Source organism: Nonomuraea sp. NPDC005692 (genome assembly GCF_040631115.1).
Lineage (GTDB): Bacteria > Actinomycetota > Actinomycetes > Streptosporangiales > Streptosporangiaceae > Nonomuraea.
In genome coordinates this window covers 13,734-38,029 of record NZ_JBEXYU010000052.1, presented here as the reverse complement: position 1 = coordinate 38,029, position 24,296 = coordinate 13,734, and the positions used below count along the sequence as shown (strand labels likewise).

Here is a 24,296-nt window from a genome sequence, read left to right as displayed (position 1 = left end):
AGGGCTCTTCGGTCACCGCGGCACGAGCGCGTTGCGGCGCACGTCCGACCAGGTGTCGTGGTCCAGGCAGATGCCGCAGTCCGGGCCGTGGAACAGGGCCCGCGCCTCGGGGTCGTCCATGAGCTGGAAGCGCCACCAGGCGGTGGTGGGCGCGGCGAACGGCCCGGGGTCGCCGACGACGGTGAAGTGGTCGGCGCCGCGCACCTCGCCGTAGATCGCCGGGATGTGGTCCGCGTCGTCGTAGAAGGACCTGACCAGCCAGGGCCAGACGATGGAGTCGTTCTGGCCGGCCATGAGGAAGGCGGGCCCGTGCACGCCGTCGATGTCGGCCAGCGGGCCGGGCTGGATGGGCAGGACGGTGTCCACCCGGGCGTCGGCGCCGACGACGATGGCGGCCGCGCCGCCCTGTGAGTGCCCGGAGGCGCCGATGCGGGTCAGGTCGACCTTGCCGTGGAAGGGGCTCGACGGGTCGGCGTCGCGGCGGGCGAGCGCGTCGATCCCGGCACGCATCGAGACGCCGAGGTTCGACATCGGGGTGTTGGCGGCGGAGACGATGAACCCGTGGCCGGCCCACTGCAGCAGCAGGTCGCGGTAGACGAGCGGGGCGCCGCCCGTGCCGTTGCCCCACACGATCACCGGGTGGCGGCGGTCGCTGCTCGCGATGTCGCGCGGGTAGTAGAGGGTGTTGACCACGCCGACCTCCACGGCGGTCGCGTAGGGGCCGGGCGCGCCCCAGTCCGTGGTCGCGGCGTGGGCGGGAGCGGTGCCGAGTGCGTGCACGACGAGCAGGGCGATGAGCAGGCGTCGGAACAAGGCGGCCTCCTGACTGGGGGGTTTGCACGAATCCTGTACACGGCGGAGGCCGCCGTCTCTCCGCATTCGGGCCAAGAATTGACGCGCGGGTTTGGGCAATGTGACGATCACGGGATGTCCGACCTGCACAGCCGGATGCAGCCGAGGGTGCGCGGGCTGACCGCCGCGGTGATCGCCCGGTGCGCCGCCGAAGTGCCGTTCTACCGGGAGTTGCCGCCCGAGACCCTGCACGGCGAGGTGGCCCACTCGGTCTCGGCCGTCCTGACGATCCTGCTGCGGACGCTCAGCCGCCCCGACGCCATGGGCCCGGCCGACCTCACCCGCGTCATCGAGTGGTCCGCGCGCCGCGCCGAGGACCACCTGCCGCTGGACGCGGCGGTGACCGCCTACCTGATCGGCGCCGAGGTCTGGTGGCAGGCGCTGACCGAGGTGGCCGCGCCTGAGGAACTGGCCTCGGCCGGCCGGCGGATGCTCGGCTGTCTGCGCACGGCGATGCCCGCCGTGGCCCTGGCGCACCAGCAGGCCCAGGAGGACATCAGGAGCGAGGACAAACGGGCGCGACGCGCGCTGATCGGCGCGTTGCTGGGCGGCCACCCGTACGAGAGCCTGGCCGGGGCGGCGGGGGTGGAAGTGGGCCAGGAGCACGAGGTCCTGCTCCTCGACCTGGGGCAGCCCGCGCCGCCGGCCCGGCTCGTGCAGTCGGCCCTGGACGCGCACACCGGGACGCTGGTCCTGATGGACCACGTCGAGGGAATCGCGCTGCTGCCCGGCGGACACGCCCTGGACGCCGTCCCGGGCAGGCTGGCCAGGGCCGTGGGACGGCCCGTGCTGGCCGCCGCGGCCCGCGCCGCGGCGCCCGCGGCGATCCCCGACGCGGCGCGGGAGGCCCGCGAGGTGCTGGACCTGGTGCGCAGGCTCGACCGGCCGCCCGGCCTCTACCGCCTGGACGACGTGCTGCTCGAACACCAGCTCGCCCGTCCGGGCGCGGGGCTGGCCCGGCTGGCCGCCAAGCTCGCGCCGCTCGACGGCCATCCCCACCTGCTGGAGACGCTGCGGGCCTTCGTCGAGCGCGGCCACAACCGCCGCCGGACCGCGCTCGACCTGCACATCCACCGCAACACGCTGGACTACCGGCTGCGCCGGGTGAGCGTGCTGACCGGCCTCGACCTCGCCGAACCGGCGCAGGCGCGGCTGCTGGCGGCGGCGATCACCGCGCGCGAGCTGACCAGACCCTGAGCTCCTCGTCGCGCGGCGCGTGCACGACGCCAGAGCCCGGCGAGTCGAAGACCATGACGGGCCGGGAGGAGTCCCACGACTGCCAGCCCGGATCGCCGGTCGCGGCGAAGGCGACCCAGGCTCGGTGCATGGTGTCGGCCAGTTCTTGCGGAGGCTCGTCGCCGGCCAGCTCGCGGGAGTGCCGCAGGTTGTCGAAGACGAAGCCGATCTCCAGGGCGTGACAGGCGCGCAGGTCCATGACCTTCGACCGCCAGGCGAACTCGTAGACGTGGGCCCGCTCCACGCTGTCGGCCAGGCGGTTGACCGGGGCGCGCAGGAGTAGGTCGGTAGCCATCTCGCCGAGCAGCTCACCGGGCGTGGCGCCGGGGCTGGCGGACCGGTAGAGCCGCAGGGCCCGTCCCGGGACGCGCAGCTTCAGCAGGGCCAGGCGGAGCATGAGCCGGCCGACCCGGTCCACGGCTCCGCTGGGCACGAACCAGAGCCGGTACTCCTCCCGGTTGGCGCCGATGAGCAGGGCGGCCTCGACCGGACCGGCGTCCGGCTCGGTCACGATGTGGAAGCCGGGCCCGCCGCTGATCGGGTCCGCCTTGCCGACCACCTCGCTCTGGACGTCGAGCAGCCGCTCCCGGTCGATCGCGGCGAACGCCTCGGCCGTGGCCGGCACCTTCAGCCGGGCCGCCATCAGCTGCGCCGTCCGCGCGGCCTCGGCCCGCGTGACGGTGTGCGGCGGGCCGCTCTGCATGATCGCCCGGCGGAACAGGCCCCTGGCGCGCGGGCTGGTGAGCAGCGCGCCGATGCTGATCGCGCCCGCCGACTCGCCGAAGACGGTGACGTTGCCTGGATCGCCGCCGAAGGCCGCGATGTTGTCGCGCACCCATTCCAGCGCGGCGATCTGGTCGAGCAGGCCGCGGTTGTCCGGCGCGTCGGGGAAGACGCCGAAGCCCTCGACACCGAGCCGGTAGTTGATCGAGACCAGGACGACGCCGTCCCTGGCGAAGGCGTGGCCGTCGTACAGGGGCAGGCTGGACGAGCCGTTGCGCAGGGAGCCGCCGTGGATCCACACCATCACGGGACGCGCGCCGCCGTCCGCGCCAGGCGTCCAGACGTTCAGGTTGAGGCACTCGTCGCCGGGGATCTGCTCCTCGGGGATGAGCCGGTCGAGCGGCGGCCGGTAGGGCCGTTTGGGGGCGGTCGGGCCGAACTCCGCCGCGTCACGGACGCCGTCCCAGCACTCGACGGGCGCGGGGGCGCGGAAGCGGTGGGCGCCGAACGGCGGCGCCGCATAGGGGATGCCCCGGAAGACCTGGATCCCGTCCTGGAGCCGGCCGCGCACCTTGCCGTGCCGGGTGGCCGCGATGATGTCCATGCGCCGGATCCTACCGATCGATCGGTCGGGACGTCAGACGACTGATCCGGAGAGCGCAGAGAGCAGGTCGACGACGGGACCGGCAGGGAGGACGGACAACGCGGCGTGGGCCAGGCCGGCGTGTTCGGCGGCCAGTGCGCGGAGCTCGGCCGGGTCCGCGCCCCCGGGGCCGTCGCGCAGGTCGTCGATGAGGGCGAAGCTGACGCCCAGGTGCCGTCCGTAGGCGGCGAGGGCGGTGACGGTGGCCGGGGGCGCCCCCGACAGGCGGGCCCCCAGGCGGCAGGGCAGTTCGAAGGCGATCGCCAGCTTCCCCGCCAGCATCTCGGCGTACTCGGGCAGGCCGAGCTCTCCGGCACGCAGTTCGCGGGCCCGGGCCTGGCAAGCGGCCGCCAGCGCCCGCGAGAAGTCGGCGGTGACGGCGCCACCGGCCTTGGCCGCGAAGTCGAAGGCGCGGGCGAGGAAGAAGTCGGCCACCAGCACCGAGAACCTGTTGCCCCACGGAAGGCCGGACGAGGAGCGCTCCTCCCGAGTGCCGTCCGTGGCCAACGCCGCCAGCAGGCCGAGGTCGGCCGCGGCGGCCAGGGCGTGGATGAGCGGATGGCGTTCCCCGCCGCCCAGGTAGGAGGCAAGGAGCAGGAGCACGGACGGCCGGACCGTCTGGGCCGACAGGTCGTCGGTGACGCCGCTGAGCCGTACGAACATCGGCCAGTCCGCGCGCACGCAGTCGGCGAGCAGCTCCGCGACGGCCAGGAGGTCGCGGCGGAGCATGCGGCTCAGCTCGGGGTCCGAAGGTGGGAGCGGGGGAAGGACGAGCTCGGTCCGGGCGCCGTCGGGAAAGAGCGCCAGACGGCGGCAGAGCGTGAACAGCGGGCGATCGTCGTCGAAGGTGGCGTCCAGGACCCGCCAGGCGAGCTGGTAGCGGCGTACCGAGTGGCGTCCGGCCTCGAAGTAGCCGCCGTAGCGGGCGGCCAGCCGCCGGGCGTAGGGGCCGGGGAGGATCGGGCCGGGCAGGGTGGCGTCGATGTGGGCGGCCGCCAGCGCGCCGGATTCGAGGGCGTAGCTGATGCCTTCTCCGGTGAACGGGCTGATGAGCCCGGCGGCGTCGCCGGCCAGCAGCAGTCCGGGAACGCCGCAGCGCTCCGGCTCGAAGTCGAGGCGGAGGGGGGCGCCGCTCATCGGGCCTTCCCTGGTCGCGGTCGCGAACCCCGGGTCCAGCTCGGCGAGGTCGGCGACGAAACGGTCGAACATGCCGCGCAGTCCCTCGGGGTTCATGGGACCGAACAGGCCGACGCCCACGTTCGCACGCCCCTGGCCGAGCGGGAAGATCCAGCCGTAGGACGGCAGCAGGTGCTTGTCCGTGACGTCGGTGAGGGGAAGGACGATCTGCAGCAGGTCGTCCGTCCCCTTGATCCCGGCGTAGTAGGCACGGGCCGCGAATCCGGTCCACTCCCGTCCGGGTGAGCGAAGGCCGGTCTGCCTGGCCAGCCGGGAGGCGGCGCCGTCGGCGGCCACCACTACCGGTGCCTCCACGCGCGTCCGCCGGCCGTCCCGGATCATCTCGATGCCGCGCACCCCGGAGGGCCCGCCGATCGGCCCGCTCACCTGCGCGGTCCAGAGCGTGGCGCCCGCCTCCACGGCGCGGGCGCACAGCCGGGCGTCGAGGTCGAACCGGGGCAGCACCAGACCGAAACCGGAATAGGGGAAGTCGCGGGCGCCCTTGCCGCGCATGTGCACGCGCACACCGCCCACCCGCTGCGCGTCGGCGAGGTCAGGCAGCACGCCCATCTCCGCCAGCTGCCGCACCGCACCACGCGTCAGACCGTCGCCGCAGCACTTGTCCCGGGGAAAGGCGCGCCGCTCGACCAGCAACACGCTCCTTCCCCGCCGAGCCAGGTGGTAGGCGGCGGCCGACCCTGCCGGACCCGCTCCCACGACCACCGCGTCAAAGCTCATGCCGCCCTCGCCACCGCGTAGGAGGCCAGCAGGGCGAGGGAGTCGCGGGCGGCGTTGCCGGGCAGCACGCCGAGCCGGTCGCGGGCGTCCCGGGCCAGCGTGCCCGCCTCCTCCAGGACCTCTTCCACCACGCCCGACGCCAGCACGCGCCCGGCCACCTGCGCCGGATCGGGCTCGATCTCCGCCAGGAGCGTACGCAACCGTTCGTCCCGTCCCAGCAAGCGGAGCACCGGCAAGGTGTAGACCCCCTCCCTGAGGTCGTTCAAGGGCTGTTTTCCCATCGACGCCGCGCTGCCGCGCAGGTCGAGGGCGTCGTCCGCGAGCTGGAAGGCCAGCCCGAGCTCTGCGCCGTAGCGGGCCAGCGCCTCGGCCTGCTCCTCGGGCACCTCGGCCAGAAGGGCGCCCAGGCGGCAGGGCAGCTCGAACAACGTGGCCGTCTTCCGGCGCAGGATGTCCAGATGGGCGCCCTCGGTGAGCCCGGTGTCGAACGCGCTCTCCGTCTCCAGAAGCTGCCCCGAGCACAGCCGTACCATCGCCCCGGCCGCCGCGCGGCCGCACGCGTCGGGCAGGCCGGCCAGCAACCGGGTGGCCTGGGAGACCAGGAACGTGCCGGCCACGACGGCGGCGGGCTCGCCCCACAAGGCGTTGACGCTCGGGCCGTGGCGCCGGGTCGGAGCCCGGTCCATGACGTCGTCGTGGTACAGCGAGGCCAGATGGAACATCTCCAGCGCCGCCGCCGCGTCGAGCAACGGTTCGGCGCGGAACGCGCCGAACTCGGCGGACAGCAGCAGCAGGGCCGGACGCAGGCGTTTGCCGCCCCTGCGCGCCAGGGTGACGGCCATGGTACGCAGGCCCACGTCGGCGGAGGCGACGGCGGCCTCGATCCGCCGGTCCAGGCCGGCGAGCGTCCGTTCGGTACGGGCGCTCACCAGCCACTGGCCGTCGGTCACCGGCCGTTGTCCGGCTGTGTCAGGAACTCCACCCGGTCCACCATCGACCGGACGCGGCGTAGCAGCTCGGTCTCGTCCAAGGCGCGCAGGATCTCGGCGGCGGTGCGGCCCACGAAGTCCCGCGCGATGCCCAGGGCCTCCTCGGCCACCTCGGCTTCGTCGGCCCTGAGGTGCTCGCGCATGCGGGCCAGCGCTTCCCGCGCCTCCTCCAGGTGCTCGTCGGTCACCGTCGCCTCCGAGCGCAGCGGCTGTAGCGCCACCGCTCGGGCGGTTTCGGCGTACTTGTCGTACAAGCCCTGCAGTGTGCGCACGGTCGCCTCGTCGAGCTCGGTGCGGCGGTTGCGCTCCAGGATGCGCGACTCGTTGGCGAAATAGGTGTCCACGAGGTAGCGGCCGACCCGGGTCTGCTGCAGGTGCCGCTGGCGGAACTCACGCTCCACCGACTGGTCCAGCTTGAGGTCGCGTTGCAGCACCTGGCTCGCGGCGGCGGCCGACCCGCAGCCGCAGGCGTCCTCGTTGCCGCCCTCGCCGCCCCGATAGACCACCGAGCCCGAGTCCCCGCCCTCGGACATGTAGGCAGTGGCGATCTGCCCGTCGAAGCTCCGGATCACGTTCGAGGCGTACTGGACGAGCGCGGTGACGTCGATCTCGGTCACAGTCGAGGTGGTGTACTCCGTGGTCCGGCCCACCTTCTCCACGTTCGTCCCGATGTCCACTCCGGCGGTCACCGCGGCGCCGCCCAGGAACTCGACGTTGAGCTGGGTCAGCACCTGGTCGATGGGGTTGATCAGGGTACGATTGCACGTCCCGGCGAACAGCAGCCCGATCGCCGGATGGTCCGGGGTGGCGACCGGGATGAGGTCGTTCTTGACCCGGTCCTCCACGTCGTTCGGATCGCGCGGCTGGGCGATGGCCGCGTCCGCGGTGTTGCCGTTGGCGTTCAGTGTCACGAAGCGCTTGAGCGTGGCGATGGTGTCGCCGGCGGTGGTGCCGCCGTCGAAGACGCCGGGCTGCACGATCGCGTCGCCGATCATGGCGTTGTTGCCGTCGGCCAGCACGTGGTTGTTGCTGAGGATGTTGACCGTGCGATCGGTGTTGTCGATGACCAGCGAGCCGAGCGTCCCGGCGGTGACGTTGAAGTGGCCGATGCTGACTCCGTTGGGCGCCGGCCGTTCCCTGGCGGTGAACGACTGCGCGTAGAACGGTCCGGTCTCGACCACGTCCACCTCGATGGCGTCGCGGCCGAAGTACAACCTCCTGGGTAACAGGCGCGAGGTGGGCAGGAACTGCTCGGGCACCTTGCGCAGCACGTAGACGACGACGGCGGGCTCGTCGGTACGGCCGCCGTCGACGATCCGCCTGCCGTAGGCGAAGCCCGCGATGTTCTGATCGGCCAGCAGGCCGGCCAGCGGGCCCTCCCGAGCCGCGCGGGCCAAGGCCCGCCCCCTGAGGTATCGGTCATCACCTGGAATGGTCACGGCTGGCCTCCTCATCTGTGAGCGTCGAATGGTCCTGCCGGTTGAAGGCGCACGGGGACGCCCTCGACGGCGGCGGGCCGCGCGGGCACGGGCTCGCTGACGTAGACCGTGATGACGTACGGCCCTTCCGGGTCGGGCCGGCCGATGCCGATGCCGTGGCCGGAGAAGCGGGCCAGCAGTTCCTGGCGATGCTCGGCGAGCACGGTCCGGACCTCGGCCAGCGAGTACGGATCAGCCATCGCGTCCCTCCGCTGGGATCAGCGCGCACACCCGGATCAGCACGCCCTCGGCCGCCTCGCCCTCGATCTCCACGACGGCGATCCCGGGCCCGGTGAGCGTGACGGTGACCGGGGCGGCGGGGTGAGCGGCCGTCACCTGGGCGCTGTCCAGGACGGCGCCGCCGGGTCCGCGGGCGGTCAGCGTGATGTCCCGTCCGCCCTGGTGGGCGAGCGTGACGGTCACTCGTATGGCCGGTACGGCGGGCCAGGCGGCCAGCCCGGGGCCGAGGAAGAGCGCGGTGCCGGCCGCGAACCCGGTGATGTGCCGGCCGGCGCCGTCGGGGGTCGACAGCCGGAACCCGGACTCCGTCCAGGTGGCCGGGAAGCTCTCGTCGCGCCCGCGGTGGCTGAAGTCCAGGCAGACCTCGCGCGGCTCGGGCGGCTCGGCCGCTTCGGGGCAGAACGGCTGGACGGCCAGCAGCTCGACGTCGTCGAACCAGGCGATGCCGTCGCGGGTCTCCAGGAAGACCGTGATCGCTCGGGCGGCGGCGGTGACCCGGACGGTCAGCGGCGTCCAGCGGTCGGCCACGACGCCTTCGGACCAACTTACGGCCGGGTGGTCGGGGTCGGTGCCGCCGGTCGGGTCGACGCCGAGACGCGCTGCGGCGGGGCGCGACTCCTCCAGGTCGTACCAGGCGGTGAGCTGGTAGGCCCAGCCCGGGTTGGCGCCCACCCGCTGGTGGATCCCGGCCCGTCCGCGCTCGGCGCGGATGCCCTGAGCGCGGCGTCCGGAGTGGACGACGAAGCCGGTGGCCAGGTGCGTGCCGGTGCGGTACGGCTCCCACCCGTTGGCCACCTCGCCGCTCCTGCGGCGGGCGAAGCCGCCCTCGAAGTGGCCGTTGACCACGTCGGTGACCTGCACCACGAGCGTGTCCTCGGCGACGCCGCCGTCGTCGTCGGTCACCACGCAGCGCGCCAGGTAGGTGCCGCAGCGCCGGTAGACGTGCGAAGCGACGGCGGTGCCCCGGCCGGCGGGCGGCTCGTGGGTCTCGGTGACCGTGGCCGGGATCGCAGCGGTGCAGTCACCGAACTCCCAGGTCGCGGCATGTGTGTCGCACCAGCCCTGATCGGTGAAGGCGGCCGAGAGCGTGATGACGCTGCACGGGTAGGCGAACAGGGCCGGACCGGCGACCACGACCGGCGGCACGTTGCGGACGGTGACCGTGCGCGTGTCGGTGTCCATGCCGCCGTTCTGGTCGCGCACCTGGAGCGTGACGGTGTAGACGCCGTTGTCGCACCAGGCGTGGGTGACGGTCGTGGAGGTCCCGGAGATCGTGCCGGTCTCGGTCGGCTGGTCGTCGCCGAAGTTCCAGAGGGTGGTGTGGGTGTCGGCCGGTTCGACGTCGGAGAAGTGGCCGACCAGCGTGACCTGCCGGCCCTCGTCGAGGGTGATGTCCGGCCCGGCGTCGGCCACCGGGGGCACGTTCGCCACATGGACCAGCGTGTAGTGGGCGCTGGCCGCGCCGCCCGGTTCGGTGATGGCCAGTGTGTGCGCGGCGAGGTAGACGCCGCTGGCCGGGTAGACGTGGGACAGGTCGCGGGTCGCGGCTGGTGGGGTGCCGTCGCCCGGGTTCCAGGTGTAGGCGGCGACAGGGGTGGTGCTGGCCGCCGCCAGGGTCAGGGCGGACTGTGCCGTGCCGAAGTAGGGGCCCCCGCTGCGCGCGGCCAGCACCTGCGTCTGCTCGCAGGAGGAGAGCACGTCCATGGTGCCGGCGATGACCAGGCCGTCGGCGGCGATGACGATCGGATCATGGAAGATCGCCCGCACCCGGCCGATCCGGGCCAGCTCCGGCGGCCAGCCGGTGATCCCCGTGACCGCTCCGGTGATCGGGTCGATCGCCATCGAGCTGCCGATGCCGGAGGCGATGGCGGTGATGATCGCGGCGGCCACGATGATGACGATCGCGATGAGGATGCTGCCCGCGCCCCAGGTGATGATCGCCAGGATGACCGCGATGATCCAGAAGGCCACCGACTCCTCCGGATCGACGTCGGGGTCGCCGATCAGGTGGTTGTCCATCTGCTGCACGCCGTCGGGGTTGAGCGCGCCGTCCGGATTCCAGTGGAGGCCGACGTCGGCGCGGAAGTCGGCGTCCACGTCGATGCTGCCCAGGATGGCGTCGATGACGGTCAGCTCGCCGGTCATCCGGATCGCGCCGTCGACCAGGTCGATGTCCAGGCTTCTGACGTCGGCCGCGGTGCCGTCCTGGTCGACCCGGCGCGGCAGGTCGGAGTCGGCCCAGCCGTTGTCCCGGCGGGCCTTGTCGATGTTCTGCCGGACGAGCGAGCCGGTCAGCGCGACGGCGAACTCCATGCCGTCGGGGATGAAGGCGGGCATCGCGGCGATGTCCGCGCCGGGGGCGGAGTTGATCGCGATCACCAGGTAGTCGGCCGGCACCCTGGTGGCCACGTCGCGGGCGTCGAACACCTCACCGCTCGCTTCGGGGGTCCAGAGGCCGACGAAGCGGCGGGCGGCCAGGTCGGCGTGGATCAGGTCGCCGAGCGTGCGCTCCAGGTCGGCCACCGTGGGCGCGGCGATCGACCGCGCGCCGAACGCCCGCACCAGCGCGGTGCCCCGCTGGCCGAGCTGGGTGCGCAGCGCGCCTTCCAGCAGGTTGAACAGCGTCGCGTTGTTGGCCGTGTAGTTGGCGCCCTCGATGCCGAACCTGGGCGTCGGGATGATGACGCCGGCCGTGCACGTGGCGGTGTCGAAGCGGAGGGTGCAGGAGCCGGGCGGGCGCTCCAGCGGGACCCGGATCTCCAGGCGGGTCTCGACGCCCATCGGGGTGGCCAGCGGCGGGGCCGCGCCGCTGCGCCTGATGTTGAAGACGCGCAGGTAGACCGGGAGGCTGAACAGCACGGTCGCCGGGTCGGGGCGGCTGACCGTGATGGCGCGCGCCGCGTCCTTCTGGTCGTCGTAGATCTCCAGATGCGTGTCGACGGTGTAGCCGCCGATGCCGAACGAGAGCGCCTGATCGGTTTCATCCTGCGTCCACGGAAGGGCGGGAATGCCCGGATGGACCGTTCCGTCGGGTCCGCCGTTCTCGTAGGCGAAGTGCACGTACTCCTGCAGTACGGTCAGCAGCTTGCCCTCGATCGGGTCGCCGCCGGTCACCGTGGCGCTCACGCGTTCCCGGGCTAGCGCGTCGAACCTGATCCCCACGTTCTTCGAGCCCGGGAGCACCCCGATCGGTGCCTCGACCCGGGCGGCCGCGGTCAGGTCGAGCAGCCCCGCGGACGGCACCGGCGGATCGGCCACGAGCACCTGGATGATCAGTCCCAGCGTGAGTCGCGCCCCGTCCACGGCCGGTTCCGTCGTCGCGTCAAGCTGGTCGCGTGGGAGCTCGACCTGTCCGCCCGCGGTCACGTACGTCCCGATCGCGACTCCCGGCGGGATCGGCAGGTACTGCGGGATCCGGCCGTCGCCGGTCGCGGTGCCGCCGCACTCGGCCGACTTCCATGCCCCGATCAGAGCCTTGCGCAGTACGGCGGCGCCGGCCTCCACAACAACCTCAAAGCCGTGCGTGTCGGCCATCACCCCTCCTGCAAACGCCCCTTGACCGCGGTCACCGCAGGAACCCGCTCGCCCGACAGCACCGCCTCGAAGACGGCCTCGGGCGCCAGTGCCGGTCGCCTGCCCGACAACCGGCGGTACTCCAGCAGGGGCCGCATCACCTCGTGGCGGTCCCGCAGGGCCTCCAGGCGATCCGCGCCGGCCCCTCCGGGACGCCAGCGTGGCGGCTCGGTGCCGATCATCTCGTTCTCCCCCGTCACGCCGAGTTCCAGCAACGCCCGGCGCACGTCGGCGCCGTCGTCCGGATCGACCGGCCTGCGAGCCAGGCGCTCGACCTCGCGCCGCAACCTGGCCAGGAGCTCGGCCGCCTCGGGGCCGAGGCGCAGACGGTCCGTGATGCCGGGGCGGGCATGCGGGGTGATGGTGTAGCCGAGGCGCTCGATGGCGAGTACCGGGTTGGCCGCCGCCGCCCGCGCGAGGGTCGGATGATCATTCATCCGGCGCAGGATCGCGGCCGCCGCACGCTGCAGGTCTGCCCACGAATCGATCGTCTTCGACATCTGATCTCCCTGCTTGGCCGCAGGCCGGACCTTGTTATTTCACGCAGCGAAGGGGCTGTCAACGAGGCGGAACGTCCGTTTCAGGACGTCGTGAGCGGCCGGAGGGGCAGGAGATGATCTCTGGAGACGGAGCTGTGGCAGGAGCGAGCCTCTGGCGAGCATCGCTACGGAGAGGCACCGGCCGTGATCGGCTTTTCGGCTGCGCCGGGGCCGGGAAGCTCGGGTGGAAGGGTGGGCGGCGACCGGGCAATCAGTAGTGTCCGACATCCCCGGCGAGAGAGACCCATGCATGACCACGTTCCTCGACGGAGCGGTCGCCGATCCCGAGCGATTCTCCGCCCTCTTCGATGCCCACTACGAGGAGATCCGCAGCTACATCGGCCGCCGCCTCGACCTCGACGTCGCCAAAGGCGGCGTCAGACCTTGGCTGTACGGCATCGCCACCAAGCTCATCGGCCGGCACCGGCGCGCCGAGTTCCGGCGATACCGGGCAGAGGCCGGCGGGTCCTCGGCGTACGTGATCGAACGGCTGGGCTGGACCGACGACCCGGCGCCCAAGGGAGTCGACCTTCTCCTGACGCGCAAGGGGGGCCAGAACAGGTTCGGTGCCGGTCGCAGGTAGGGGCCCAGCAGCAGTTGGGCGGCTCGCTCACCCATCCGCAGATGCGCCGCCGGGTCGGGGTGCAGGACGTAGGGCTGTTTCCCCGGCCTTTGGCGCACGAGCAGGACGCCGGTCGTGGCGACGCCCGTGCAGGATCAGCTTCCCCGCGGAGAACAACTGTTGCCGCATAATCGGTGTCATGGATCCCGCGTGGATAGCTGTGGTCGGAACCGCGATTGGAGCCACAGGTGCTACAAGCGCAGCACTGATTGCGGGATGGGCCGCCCGACGGCAGGCCAACGTGCAAAGCGTCAGCCAACGAGCACAGTGGCGCCGTCAAACGAGACGAGACGCCTACAGCGCCTTCCTCGACGCCGGAGTACAGGCGCGCGATGAGCTGATGGTCGTGTGGCGCCTGCTCCGGGAGGCCAGTCCCGATGTGGTCAGGCTTGATGCACAGATAGCGAGTGTCGAGCCGCACATCAACGCGGTGAAGCGAGCGAGCGCAACAGTCTTCGTGGAGGGGCCTCAAGCCATTCTGGAGCCGACTCGCCGCACGGAAGAGAACATCACGCTGTTTCGCACCCTTCTTCGCAGGACGCTGACGGACCTGCGTGCGGGGCGGGACGTCAAGGAGTACCTCTCCTTGTGCGACCGGCAGGATCACCAGGTCCGCGACCTGCTCGACCGCTTCGCCGCGTTCGCCCGCGCGGTGCTCGACGAGGTCGAGCCCGACTGGAATCTGCTGAGTATCGTCGAGGTGTCCGACGTCGACGAGGAGTTGCAATGGCTGAAGAAGGCCATGAGCGAGCGACTCGAAATAGATGAGAGTGAAATTGACGTCAAGGGAAGGCTGACGGGCCAGGGCTACGATTCGCTCGCCGTCTTCGTCCTGTTCAGTCGAATCCAGGCGCAATGGGGAGTGGCTCCGGATGGCGGCTGGCCGATCTCCTCGCTTTTCGACAAGTCCGTCGAAGAAATCGCCGGCTATATAGCGACTCAACGCAACCATGCCAACTCGAGGAGTTTGCCAAGGAGTTGACAGCGCGCTTCGGCGTGGGCTCCGTGCCGTCCTGGTGCTCACGGGCGGAGATGTTGGCGCCGGGCAGATCGGGAACGTGCCTGTCACCTTTCAACCACCTCGACGGCACCCGGCCGGCCGTTAGGATACGACTGTATCCATACGGGAGATGGGGGTACGATGCGCATCCCTGACCGGCCGTCCGCCTTCACCAACGACTCTGCCCGTGACAAGTACTACGCCGTCTATGACCGGTTGCTCGGCGAGTTGTGGCCGGTGCCGGTGGACGCCGTCGACGTGCAGACCCGCGCCGGCAGTGTGCGGGTCCACCGGGCCGGGCCCGCCGCGGGGGATCCCGTGGTCCTCGTGGCCGGCGCGGGCGGGAACGCGCTGGCCTGGTACCGCTACATCGAGCCGCTGGCGCGCACGCGTCCGGTCCTGGCCGTCGACCCGCTCGGCGAGCCGGGCCGCTCGGTTCAGAGGCGGACGCTGGCGACCGGTGCCGAGGTCGGCGGCTGGCTCACCGACGTCCTGGCCGCTTTCGGAGCCGAGCGTGCACACGTGGCGGGCTTCTCCGCCGGCGGCTGGACCGCGGTGTGGGCCGCGGCGCAACAGCGACCCGGCGAGGGCGGCAGAGTCGCCGCGCTGACGCTGCTGGATCCGGGGGGCTTCGCGCCGATCACCGGGCGGTTCGTCCGGTGGGCCGCCGCCGGCGCCGTCGCCTCCATGCTTCCGCGTCCGTTGCGGCACCGCATGGCCGATGTCGTGAACAACGGGCTGCTGCGCGATGACGGGCTGGTCAGGCTGGGGCGGGCGGGCGGATGGTCCTTCCGCCGGCACGTACTCATCCCCTCCCCCTACACCGACGAGCAGATCCGCGAGGTGGCCGTGCCCGTGCAGGTGCTGCTGGGCGCCCGCAGCGCGCTGCACGACGCGCGGGCGGTCGCCGCGCGGCTGGCCGACGTCGCGCCGTCCTGGCGCGTGGAGATCGTGCCCGGCACCGGCCATTCGCTGCCCGTCGAAGCTCCGGAGCTGGCCGCCGAGCGGATCCTCAGCTTTCCCGCCCAGGAGCGTCCCGGGACCGCGGCACCGAACCACAACAGCAACAGAAGGTAGGAAACGGGCATGCCCCGGCAGGTCGATCACGACGAGCGGCGGCGCCAGTTGACCGAGGCGCTGCTGCGCATCGCCAGCACCCGCGGCCTGCAGGCGGTGTCGATGCGCGAGATCGCCGCCGAGGCCGGGGTCTCCCTGCGTGTCGTCCAGTACTACTTCACGAACAAGCAGGCCCTGATCGAGTCCGGCCTCACCGAACTGGGCGCCCGCATGGACCGCCGGGTCCGGCAGCGGGCCGCCGCCGTCGCGGGCGAGCTGACAGCACGGGACGTCTTCGCCGCCGTCCTCGACGCGGCCCTGCCCTGCGACGAGCAGAGCCGCCTGGACTCCATGGCCTGGACCGCCTACTACACCGCCGCCCTCACCGACCCGGTGCTCGCCGCGGTCGGGGTCACCCTGCCCAACGCGTTGGAGAACTTCCTCACCGTACGGCTGACCGCCGCACAGCAGGCCGGGGACATCGCCCCCGATCGCGACCCGCGTACCGAGGTCGCCGGCCTGCTGGCCCTCGCCACCGGTCTGACCCAAAGTGTCCTGAGCGGGCAGCGCAGCCACGAGTCCGCCGTCAAGATCATCGAATACCACCTGGACCGGCTGTTCAGGCCCGTCTCGGATTGACCCAGCAGGGCCTCTGCCCTGGTCGAGCACCTGTTCAAAACCGCCTCGGCCGAACGCGGCGCACATATGTCCCGCTTTGTCGGCGTGCCGACCAAGTTCACGTTCAAGAGCGCGGAGGAAGGCTCAGCCCTCTGCCGACGCTTCGGCGCCGCGGGTGCGGAGGAGTGGCACCGGGTCGGTGGCGAACCGGGCGGCGCGAGGCTCACGTTCGTCTCCGAACCGGTGGGTGAGGATGCCGTAGAGTTCCGGGCGTCGTCCCTGGATCCATCGGCGGCCGGTCGAGAGTGGCAGCAGGGTGAGGTCGAGGTCGGCGGTCACCATGTCGTCGCCGGCCTTCCAGGTTTCGCCGAGGATGCGGCCGTAGGGATCGATGATCATCGCGTTGCCGGTGCGGATCTCGTCGTCGTCCTCACCGATGCCGTTGCTGAACAGGACGAACAGCCCGTTGTCATGAGCCCGGGCGGGCAGCCAGCGCATCAGCCACTGGCGTCCGCTGGGGCCGCGCAGCTCGGCTTCGATCGCCTTCGGAGCGCTGTGCCGGTTCCGCCATAGCTCCACGGGGATCGGGCGCATCCCGTGCGGGCTGCGCGAGGCGGTGCCGCCGGTCTGGTGGGGCGCCACCAGGATCGAGGCGCCCATCAGCGCGGTGGCGCGGACGTTCTCGACCAGGTTGTTGTCCCAGCAGATGAGGATGCCCACTCGGACGCCCCAGGGGGTGTCGAAGACGGTGTAGGCGTCGCCGCTGCTGATCGCCGGGTGCTCGAAGGCGTGCAGCTTGCGATGACGATGGACGCGTCCGTCCGGGAGGCAGAGGGCATAGCTGTTGAACAGCCGCCCTTCCGCGTCGCTCTCCAGGAAGCCGACCCCCACCGCGACGCCGTGCTCGGCCGCCAGCGCGCGGACGGCGGTGACGGACGGACCGCCCAACGGCTCGGCGAGTTCGCGCAGCCGCTCGGGGGTATGGCGGCGGAGATGCCAGTACCCCAGCAGGCACATTTCCGGGAAGGCGACGACCTGCACGCCATCCGCGCTCGCCACGCGCACGTAGTGCTCGACCTGGGCCAGGTTGTACGCCTTGTCATCGGGCCGATGCTCGAACTGCACGGTCGCGCACCGCAATGTCGGCGTAGGGGTCTCGGCCGCTTCATCGTTCCGTGCCATCGCGAACCTCCGGATACTCGGGTGGTTCACCAGGAGACCGTACGTGCATCCCATTCGTCCAATGAATCTTTTTCGCTGTTCGATAGAATTCCGGAATGGATCTGGTTCTGCTTCGCGCCTTCCTCACGGTCGCCGAATACGGTCATTACGGCCGCGCCGCGCGCACGCTGAGCGTCACCCAGCCGACGCTCACGAAACAGATCCAGTCGTTGGAAGCGCAGGTGGGAGGCCGGCTGTTCGATCGCGGCCGGCACGGCGCCGTACTGACCGATCTGGGCACTGCCCTGCTCCCGGACGCGCAGGCCCTCCTGCGGCAAGCAGGCGCGCTCACCCGGCGGATGGCGAGAATGGCCGCCGGCGAGATCGGGAGGCTGGCGGTCGGCTTCGGGCTGTCGAGCATCGACCTGGCCCCTCGGATCGTCGCCGCGTTCCGGCGGCGCCATCCCGACGCGCACGTCACCTTGGATGACATGTCGTCACAGGCCCAGCTCGACCGGATCAACGCGGGCGACCTCGACGTCGGTTTCGTCCGCCTGCCCCTCGAACGCGGATGGGGACGACTGCCACTGGCCGGCGACCGCCTCGCCCTGGCCTGTGCCGACCATGACGACCAGCCTCCGCACGACATCGGGGATCTCGCCGAATGGGTGGCCCGCCACGACTTCCTCCAGTTGGCGCAGGAGAGAGGGCCTGGACTGGTACGGCAGATCAACCGACTGTGCACGGCCGTCACGGTCCGCCCTGCCGTCGTCCAGGAGGCGCAGGATCTGCAGACCGTGCTCGCGCTGGTGGCGGCCGGTGCGGGAGTCGCCTTCGTGCCGGCCAGCGCCCGCCGCATCGCGCCGCCCTCGGTCACCATCACGCCGATTCGCCATCCGGCGGCCGAATGGCAGATCGCCGTGGTGTGGAAGGACGGGCAGCCGCGCCCGTTGACGACCGGTTTCCTCGACCTCGTACGAGAACACGGTCATCTGGAAGCCGGCGGCTCCTGAGCCGGCTGCCCCGCGACGCGTCCGGCTCCAGACAGCCGGACGCGACGCTGAGGAGACGTCAGGAGATGGTGAGCGTGCCGTTCGGGTTGCGGGCGCACGTGACGGTCGTGCGGGGCGCCGCGGCGAGGGCGCCGGCCAGGCACTGGCCGAGCACCGTGTGGCCGGCGGCGTTGGGGTGCCACGACTCCTGACAGGTCTGGAAGTAGGTGACGCAGGTGTTCGCCGCCCGCTGGATGCCGATCTTGTCCCAGCCGGACAGGCTTGTGATGAACGTGCCGGACGGCCCGTCCTGTACCCGGACCGGCGTCGCGAGCGCACCGGCCGGGCTGCCGGGGTTCTCGCAGAGCCTGGCGCCGTCGAAGGCCCGCTGCACGTCCAGTACGCGCAGGTCGGCCGCCGGGCGTTCGGCTGCCAGCGTGGCATAGGCGTTCTTGACCAGTGAGCCGAGGTTCTGGGAGAACACGTGCCCAGGGGCGAGGCTCGCACGGTGGATCGGGCACCCGGCGGCGTAGCGCTCGGCGCCGAGGGCGCGGAACTTGTCGCGGGTGTCGGTGCGGCCGTCCTCGTCGTAGTACTGCGGGGCGACGTCGGGCGGCAGCGGGTTGGTGTAGGTCTGCAGAATCACCTGGTGGGTGCCGTCGGCGTCGATCTGGTCGAGGGTGTCGAGGATCTGGCGCAGGGCCGCGGTGGTCTCGGTGGTGGCGGCGGCGACCTCGGTGTCGGTGGCCAGGTCCGAGGCGGTGCAGGGCCGCTGCGGCACCTCGCCCTTCAGATAGGCCCAGAACTCCCACCAGCCCGTCCAGGCGTCGGCGATGAAGCGGTTGGCGCACAGCGTGGCCACGTCGCCGAAGGTGAACTGGGTGTTGTTGGAGCCGAGGCCGACGAGGACGACGTCGATGTCGTGCGTCCGTGCGACGGCGCGCAGCTGATCGAGTTGCGAGGCGACGGCGCGGCCCTCGTCCCGCGCGCTTGCGGGGGCGGCGATGTCGGCGGGCTGGGCGCCGGAGCAGGCGAGGTTGAAGCGTTGCTGAATGCCCGGGAGCGGCGCCGTGAACACCGAGGCGTTCGCCGACCGGTGACAGAAGTAGGCGTTGCTGTTGGCCGCCGACCAGCCGGGGAAGGCCTGTGCCGTGCCGGAGGCGTCGACGACGGGCTGGTAGTCCCCCGCGCCCTCCCCGCTGATGAAGCTGTCGCCGAGCGCGACGGCGGCGGTGGGCAGAGCCGCCTGCGCCGGTCCACTCTGCACGGCCTGGATGCCCGCAGCACTCGCCAGGAGCATGACGACCGCGGCGGCACTCTGGAGGAGCCTCATGACCACCTCATTTCATACTAAATAAGTACGAAATACGCATGTGTGGATCACAACATGCCGCACCAGCAGCGTCAACATCTGCGCGGGCCACGCGTTTCCGTGGTGGTGCGCGCGCGGTGGTTACTCGATCACCCGTCCCGTCGACTTCTGTCCGTCCATGCGTACGGCCAGGCAGTACACGGTCCTGTTTCGAGGCCATTCCTCCGGCAGCGGCGCAAGCCCCGCGGTGTCGATCTCATCCCTTTTCGAGTTTTTGATGCGCATCCTGGGAAGACACCCGTTCTCCATGAGCCGCGTCATGTCCGCACCCGGATACGGCCCCTCCGGGAGCACATATGTGGTGGCGAACTCAGCCGAGTGCGGCACGTGGCAGGGGACGACGGTCACCATGTACGTCTGGGGCAAGGGCTCGATGCAGTCGCCGGGTCGCAGGACGGTGGCGGGAAACCGTTGCGTGCCGGGAATGGTGCTCTGCTGCAGTGGAGTCTGCGGGACGGCGGCGGCTTCCGGCTGAGCGGACTCGGACGACTCCACCGGCACCGGGTCACCTGCGCAGCCGGCGAGCGAGATGGCTAAGCAGCATGCGATCAGTGATGTACGAACCATGGCACAAGGGTGGCAGCTTCAGAGCACCTCCTGGTGTGCCTACCGACACCCTCCGCCAGCACGGAGGGCCTACGTGGATCCCTCCTGGCGGGCGGCCGTTGCCGCGTGCGGCGGCCGCATGCTGGCGATGGCGTCGCTGTCACGCACGCGCAGGGAGATGAGGAATCCGAGCACTGCGAGGGCGGCGGTGCTGAGGAAGATGTCATGGTAGGCGGCGAAGAGCGCCTCCTGCCTGCCCGCGAGCTCGGCGGCACGGGAGCCGAGATCGCCCAGCCTGGACTCGGTTCGCGTGGTGAGCAACGTGGCGGCCACTGCGACGCCGGCAGCGCTGGCGACCTGACGCGTGGTGGAGAGCCCGCGCCGTCGCCTCCGGGGAGATCGTGGCGAAGGTGGCGGCCTGCAGCGAGATGATGGTGAGCGCCATACCCGCGCCCATGGCCAGCAGCGGCAGCCGCACGGCCCAGAGGCTCGTACCGGGGCCGACCACGACCAGTGATGCCAGGGCGACGGCGATGACGGCGAATCCGGTCGAGCAGGCGGCGAGGGCCGAGCCGCGGGTACAGCCGTCCGGCCAGCGGGAGAGCCGCCATCATGCCCAGCGCCTGGAACATCGTGACCAGGCCGGAGCCGGTCGCGTCGACGCCCATCTGGTACTGCAGAAGCAACGGCACGAGGAACAACGCGCCCATCAGCGCCCCCGAGGCCGGGAGGCCGGGAGCATCAGCAGGTTGCCGGTCCGGAACAGGCGGTCCTTCAGCAGGCGTAGATCGAATCATCGGTTCGGCGCGGGTCAGCTCGATCGCGGTGAACGCGGCGGCCAGCGCGAGGCCGGCTCCCAGCGGCACCAGTACGGCGGCGCCGGTCCCCCCTCTCGGGCGCCGCCGTCGAGCCCGAGCAGCAGCAGCGCGTGCGCGCCGCCACCGGTCAGGAATCCGGCGACGTCGAAGCGACCGGGGTGGTCGGCGCGTTCCTCGCGAAGAGCCGCCATCGCGAAGAGGAGACCGAGCACGCCGATCGGGACCTTGATGAAGAAGATCCACCGCCAGCTGATGTTGTCGACCATCCACCCGCCGAGCACCGGGCCGAGGGCCGGGGCGAGAGTGGTCGGTATGGACAGCACCGCTGAGGCTTTGGCGCGCTCGGACGGCGGGAAGGCTCGAAACAGCTCCCCGAGGGAGCCGGCGAGGCCGCCCCAGACCGAGGCGGCGGTGAAGACCGCGAGCGCGAACAGGAACGTGCGCTTGGTGCCGAACCGGTCGGCGACCCACCCCGAGGCAGGGATGAACACCGCCATGCTGACCAGGTAACCGGTGACCAGCCACTGCAGTGTCTCGGTCCCGGCGCCGAAGTGGCGGCCGAACACGAACGCGGTGGCGACCAGCCACTTGTTAGGTCACCCGTCGCAACATGGGTGTCTCTCCTGTCTGCCCACCGGCCGAGGTCTGCCGTCACCCGGCCAGGCCGGGTGCACGCAGGTGGTGAGTACGTCGTTTTTGGGCGAAGCCGGTCACACGGTCATCACCCGGGTGGAGGATGGTCAGAACCCGATGGGCTCGCGGATGAGGACCACGTTGCCGCGGCCGGGGAACATCTCCTTGTCGATGATGAGGATCTTGGAGAGCAGGGCGGGGGCGCCGGATGCCACTCGGGCGCGAGAGTCCTCACGCGGGTAGGCGTAGGTCTCGATACGGCGCAGCGCCGTGTCGAGGTCGGGGGCTGCGCCGACGACGCGCATCTCGTCGATCCGTCCTTCTTCGCGCAGGCGCATGAGCGCGGGACGCAGGGTGTCGAAACTGCCGGACGCGTTGATGTCGTCGTCCAGCCCCGACAGGCGCAGTGTCTCGCTGGCGGCGGTGAGGATGCTCTTGCCGGTGGGCAGCAGCCGGTTGACGAGGGCGCGAGCCTCGGCCGCGGTGTCGACGACCTCGACGGTGTGGCCCTTCTCCCGCAGGGCCGCCGCGCGGCGGAGGCAGGAAGGGTGAGGCCCATGGCGAGGGCGTCGATGGTCAGGACGTGAATACCGGGATGGCGATCAGAGCGGAAGAGGCCGCCGGCTCGGACGGCAGGTCCGCGACGGGAAGGCCACCACTGCTTGAGCGGCCCTCGCTTGGTCGTGATCGCCCGTCAGCGGCGGCACGGCCTTGTCTGGCACACGGAAGTCACCAGGCCCTATGACGGAACCGGCAGGCAGGAGCCGTCACGGCCCGCAGCCGGGAACCGGCGCAAGGCCCGGTGCCCGTCGCCCGATTGGGCCGTCCGGAGCATCGCGAGCAGGCCGGCCCGCTGCTCGGCGTCAAGCACCGAGATGATCGGCGCCCCTTCGAACAGCAGCTTCAGCAGGCGCCCCCTGAGCTCCTGCCCGGCCTCCGTGAGGACGAGCCGCTTGGCCCTGCGGTCGTCCGGATCCGGCTCCCTGCGCAGGAGGCCGCCGGCTTCGAGCGAGTCGGCGATCGCGGTGACATGGGAAGGCTCACAGTGCAGGTGACCGGCCATCGCCCCCATGCGCTGAGGCTCCTGCAGCTGAATCACCGTGTGAGCCTGCGGTACGGTGAGCCCGACCGCGGCGGTGACCTGCTCGAAATGCGCCCGCAGAGCCGCATCCGCGGCGAACAGCCGCTCCACGATCTCCTGGCCCTCCGGATCCGGCCACTCGATCCGTATGTCCGCCATGGTCCTCACACCCCGGGCATTACTTCGGTGAATGAACTATTCTACGGCGACACGTGTGGCGTTCAGCCGCGCACGGTGGTCAGCTGGTGAGTCTGGCCGCCTGCATGGCGTCGAGCCGCCGCACGAGCAGAGCGGTGACGATCGCCGTCGGCACGGCCAACGCGTGCAGGGCCAGGGAGGCCCAGGCGCTCGGCGTGAACTCGTACATCTGGCTGACGGTGTCGTCCGGCTGGGGTTCGTGGTGGGTGGTGAGGAGTGTCGTCCACTCGATCCAGAACAGGGGCCAGGTCAGGAAGGTGACCAGCCACAGGGCCCACCAGGTGTGCAGGAGACCGGCCGGGGCTGTCGTGCCGCTGCGTCCAGGGGGGCTGGAGGCGTGCCAGATGTCGTCGGCGATCTGCTTGGGCAGCCACAGGTTGCCGATCGGGATGAACCAGCCGTACACGGCCATGGAGGGGCGGTAGCGCAGCCGGCCGGGCGCGAGCCGTTCGGCGACGGCTCGTACCTGGGAGAACCAGAGCAGCCAGCACGCCGTCAATCCCAGCCCGGCGACGATCTGGGCCACCAGCATGATCTGGCTGACCATCTCGTTGAAATCGCGGATGCCGTCGTAGGTCTCCGCGTCGTACCACCGTCCCGCATCGTCGGCAACATCGAACTGGTTGATCACTATGCTCACGGAGACCAGGGCGAAGAGGGCCAGCAGCACATGGGCGGCGATCCGGTAGCCGGTGGCAGGGCGCAGGGGGTCGCGGCCGCGCACCTGGCGGCGTTCGTCGACCAACAAGGGCTGGGGATCCGCATGGGTGGGCGAGGGTGGCGCCGTCGTTCGGGGGCCGCCGCCGGTCGCGGCGGCCGGGTCGTGAAGGGCGGTCAGCGCCAGGGTCCGGCGCTCGGCGATGACCTGGGTGAGCGCCTCAGGCAGCCACCGACCCTGGTCGGGCGAAGCAAGCGCGGTGAGCTGGGTCAGCACCTGCTCCAGGCGGGGCCGGGCGGCGGGGTCCTTGGCCAGGCAGGCCGTCACCAGGGCGGCCAGCGGGGCGGGCACTCCGTGCAGGTCGGGCTCGGCGTGCACCACGCGGAAGACGACCGCGTGGACGGGCCCCGTTCCGAAGGGGCTGCGGCCGGTCACGGCGAAGGCGAGCACGCAGCCGAGCGAGAACACGTCCGAGGGCGGCCCGACCTGCTGGGCCATGGCCTGTTCGGGGGACATGAACGCGGCGGTGCCCAGCACGGTGGAGGTCTGGGTGTGGCTGGTGGCGTCCAGGGCGCGGGCGATGCCGAAGTCGATCAGGCGGGGCCCGTCCTCAGCGAGGATGACGTTGGCGGGTTTGAGGTCGCGGTGCACCATCTCGCAGGCGTGCACCGCGGCGAGCCCTTCGGCCAGCCCGGCTCCCAGCACCGCGGCCGACTCCAGAGGGAGCGGCCCGTGCTCTTCGATGGCCTGTTGCAGGGAGGGGCCGGGGATGTAGGCCGTGGCCAGCCACGGCTGGGCGGCGTCGGTGTCGGCGTCCACGACTTGGGCGGTGTAGAACCCGCCGACCTTACGGGCGGCCTCCACCTCGGAGGCGAAGCGGCGACGGAAGTCCGCGTTGTCGGCCAGTTCGGGACGTACCACCTTGACGGCCACCAGGCGCCCGCCAGGGGAACGGCCCAGGAACACCTGCCCCATCCCGCCCCCGCCGAGACGTGCGTGCAGCCGATAGGGGCCCATGTGGGGCGAGTCGCCGTCGCGCAGGGGGTTGGCCATGGCACCGCTTCCGTGTCGAGTTCCTTGCCGGCTGGTGTTGATCATCCCAAAAGGTGCGCTTGTTGGAGGAGTTCTGGCACCTGTAACCGCCCGCCACGGCCATGACCAGGCCCTGCTGGGCCAGCACGCGCAGGCCATCGCGGAGCACCGACACGAAGAAGCGGCACTCCGCCTTCGCCAGGAGGGCAGTGCGGCAGGCGTACGACGGCATCCACCGGCGGCCCGTGACGACCAACGAGGACTCGCGAGAGATCAACGCGGGTTGGGCTCTTCGCCGTGCCTCTTCCCCCGTAGCGCCAGA

22 protein-coding genes are annotated in these 24,296 nt (G+C 71.3%); 6 read left to right on the top strand and 16 right to left on the bottom strand.

The features are described 5' to 3' along the window. Positions 1-12: 12 nt before the first annotated feature. Positions 13-813, bottom strand: a complete 801-nt coding sequence (locus tag ABZ459_RS49885) for an acetylxylan esterase (protein ID WP_357987623.1) — start codon at positions 811-813, stop codon at positions 13-15. Between the two features lie 114 nt (positions 814-927). On the opposite strand from ABZ459_RS49885, the gene ABZ459_RS49880 reads away from it, so the two are divergent. Then, positions 928-2,049: a helix-turn-helix domain-containing protein gene (locus ABZ459_RS49880; protein WP_357987620.1), complete on the top strand. Its 1,122-nt coding sequence runs from the start codon at positions 928-930 to the stop codon at positions 2,047-2,049. On the opposite strand, the gene ABZ459_RS49875 is transcribed toward ABZ459_RS49880, so the two are convergent. From ABZ459_RS49875 to ABZ459_RS49845, 7 genes are read right to left on the bottom strand one after another with little or no spacing between them, the layout of a single operon-like run. Beyond that, the gene (locus tag ABZ459_RS49875; RefSeq protein WP_357987618.1) at positions 2,021-3,415 is read right to left on the bottom strand and encodes a carboxylesterase family protein; all 1,395 of its coding nucleotides are present in this window, start codon (positions 3,413-3,415) and stop codon (positions 2,021-2,023) included. The two genes, ABZ459_RS49880 and ABZ459_RS49875, sit on opposite strands and share 29 nt — an antisense overlap. A gap of 33 nt (positions 3,416-3,448) precedes the next feature. Beyond that, positions 3,449-5,368, bottom strand: coding sequence for a geranylgeranyl reductase family protein (locus tag ABZ459_RS49870; protein ID WP_357987615.1), 1,920 nt, complete (start codon positions 5,366-5,368; stop codon positions 3,449-3,451). Continuing rightward, positions 5,365-6,318 (bottom strand): polyprenyl synthetase family protein, encoded by a 954-nt coding sequence (locus ABZ459_RS49865; protein ID WP_357987611.1) that lies wholly within the window; start codon positions 6,316-6,318, stop codon positions 5,365-5,367. The genes ABZ459_RS49870 and ABZ459_RS49865 overlap by 4 nt, the downstream gene beginning before the upstream one ends. After that, positions 6,315-7,754, bottom strand: coding sequence for a hypothetical protein (locus tag ABZ459_RS49860; RefSeq protein ID WP_357987608.1), 1,440 nt, complete (start codon positions 7,752-7,754; stop codon positions 6,315-6,317). The genes ABZ459_RS49865 and ABZ459_RS49860 overlap by 4 nt, the downstream gene beginning before the upstream one ends. Before the next feature lie 53 nt (positions 7,755-7,807). Continuing rightward, the gene (locus ABZ459_RS49855) at positions 7,808-8,035 is read right to left on the bottom strand and encodes a hypothetical protein (protein ID WP_357987605.1); all 228 of its coding nucleotides are present in this window, start codon (positions 8,033-8,035) and stop codon (positions 7,808-7,810) included. Then, the gene (locus ABZ459_RS49850; RefSeq protein ID WP_357987602.1) at positions 8,028-11,609 is read right to left on the bottom strand and encodes a PKD domain-containing protein; all 3,582 of its coding nucleotides are present in this window, start codon (positions 11,607-11,609) and stop codon (positions 8,028-8,030) included. The genes ABZ459_RS49855 and ABZ459_RS49850 overlap by 8 nt, the downstream gene beginning before the upstream one ends. Beyond that, positions 11,609-12,148 carry a hypothetical protein gene (locus ABZ459_RS49845; RefSeq protein WP_357987599.1) on the bottom strand — a complete coding sequence of 180 codons (540 nt, stop codon included), beginning with the start codon at positions 12,146-12,148 and terminating at the stop codon, positions 11,609-11,611. The genes ABZ459_RS49850 and ABZ459_RS49845 overlap by 1 nt, the downstream gene beginning before the upstream one ends. A gap of 289 nt (positions 12,149-12,437) precedes the next feature. Here ABZ459_RS49845 and ABZ459_RS49840 point away from each other — a divergent pair, with 289 nt between their 5' ends. The 4 genes from ABZ459_RS49840 to ABZ459_RS49825 all read left to right on the top strand — a co-directional run bounded on the left by ABZ459_RS49840 (position 12,438) and on the right by ABZ459_RS49825 (position 15,504). Beyond that, entirely contained in the window at positions 12,438-12,770 is a 333-nt protein-coding gene (locus tag ABZ459_RS49840) for a hypothetical protein (protein ID WP_357987596.1), read from the top strand. A 178-nt stretch (positions 12,771-12,948) separates the two neighbouring features. Further along, the gene (locus tag ABZ459_RS49835; RefSeq protein ID WP_357987593.1) at positions 12,949-13,791 is read left to right on the top strand and encodes a hypothetical protein; all 843 of its coding nucleotides are present in this window, start codon (positions 12,949-12,951) and stop codon (positions 13,789-13,791) included. 159 nt (positions 13,792-13,950) lie between these two features. Next, positions 13,951-14,886 carry an alpha/beta fold hydrolase gene (locus tag ABZ459_RS49830; protein WP_357987590.1) on the top strand — a complete coding sequence of 312 codons (936 nt, stop codon included), beginning with the start codon at positions 13,951-13,953 and terminating at the stop codon, positions 14,884-14,886. A 9-nt stretch (positions 14,887-14,895) separates the two neighbouring features. Then, on the top strand, positions 14,896-15,504 hold the full coding sequence (locus ABZ459_RS49825; protein ID WP_357987587.1) for a TetR/AcrR family transcriptional regulator: 609 nt from the start codon (positions 14,896-14,898) through the stop codon (positions 15,502-15,504). Positions 15,505-15,627: 123 nt separating this feature from the next. Here ABZ459_RS49825 and ABZ459_RS49820 read toward each other — a convergent pair whose 3' ends face one another. Beyond that, positions 15,628-16,608, bottom strand: coding sequence for a nitrilase family protein (locus ABZ459_RS49820; protein WP_357987584.1), 981 nt, complete (start codon positions 16,606-16,608; stop codon positions 15,628-15,630). 152 nt (positions 16,609-16,760) lie between these two features. On the opposite strand from ABZ459_RS49820, the gene ABZ459_RS49815 reads away from it, so the two are divergent. Then, positions 16,761-17,657: a LysR family transcriptional regulator gene (locus tag ABZ459_RS49815; protein WP_357987581.1), complete on the top strand. Its 897-nt coding sequence runs from the start codon at positions 16,761-16,763 to the stop codon at positions 17,655-17,657. A gap of 58 nt (positions 17,658-17,715) precedes the next feature. Here ABZ459_RS49815 and ABZ459_RS49810 read toward each other — a convergent pair whose 3' ends face one another. From ABZ459_RS49810 to ABZ459_RS49780, 7 genes are all read right to left on the bottom strand, one after another. Continuing rightward, complete coding sequence (locus ABZ459_RS49810) at positions 17,716-18,969, bottom strand: hypothetical protein (RefSeq protein WP_357987578.1); 1,254 nt, start codon at positions 18,967-18,969, stop codon at positions 17,716-17,718. Between the two features lie 120 nt (positions 18,970-19,089). After that, entirely contained in the window at positions 19,090-19,575 is a 486-nt protein-coding gene (locus tag ABZ459_RS49805; RefSeq protein ID WP_357987575.1) for a hypothetical protein, read from the bottom strand. 69 nt (positions 19,576-19,644) lie between these two features. Then, complete coding sequence (locus ABZ459_RS49800) at positions 19,645-19,875, bottom strand: hypothetical protein (protein ID WP_357987572.1); 231 nt, start codon at positions 19,873-19,875, stop codon at positions 19,645-19,647. Positions 19,876-20,365: 490 nt separating this feature from the next. Next, complete coding sequence (locus tag ABZ459_RS49795) at positions 20,366-20,956, bottom strand: MFS transporter (RefSeq protein WP_357987677.1); 591 nt, start codon at positions 20,954-20,956, stop codon at positions 20,366-20,368. 156 nt (positions 20,957-21,112) lie between these two features. After that, on the bottom strand, positions 21,113-21,343 hold the full coding sequence (locus tag ABZ459_RS49790) for a hypothetical protein (protein WP_357987569.1): 231 nt from the start codon (positions 21,341-21,343) through the stop codon (positions 21,113-21,115). Positions 21,344-21,744: 401 nt separating this feature from the next. After that, a complete protein-coding gene (locus ABZ459_RS49785) occupies positions 21,745-22,197 on the bottom strand; it encodes a MarR family transcriptional regulator (RefSeq protein ID WP_357987566.1) in 453 nt (150 codons plus the stop codon). A 127-nt stretch (positions 22,198-22,324) separates the two neighbouring features. Continuing rightward, positions 22,325-23,995 (bottom strand): protein kinase, encoded by a 1,671-nt coding sequence (locus tag ABZ459_RS49780; RefSeq protein WP_357987564.1) that lies wholly within the window; start codon positions 23,993-23,995, stop codon positions 22,325-22,327. Positions 23,996-24,296: the final 301 nt, after the last annotated feature.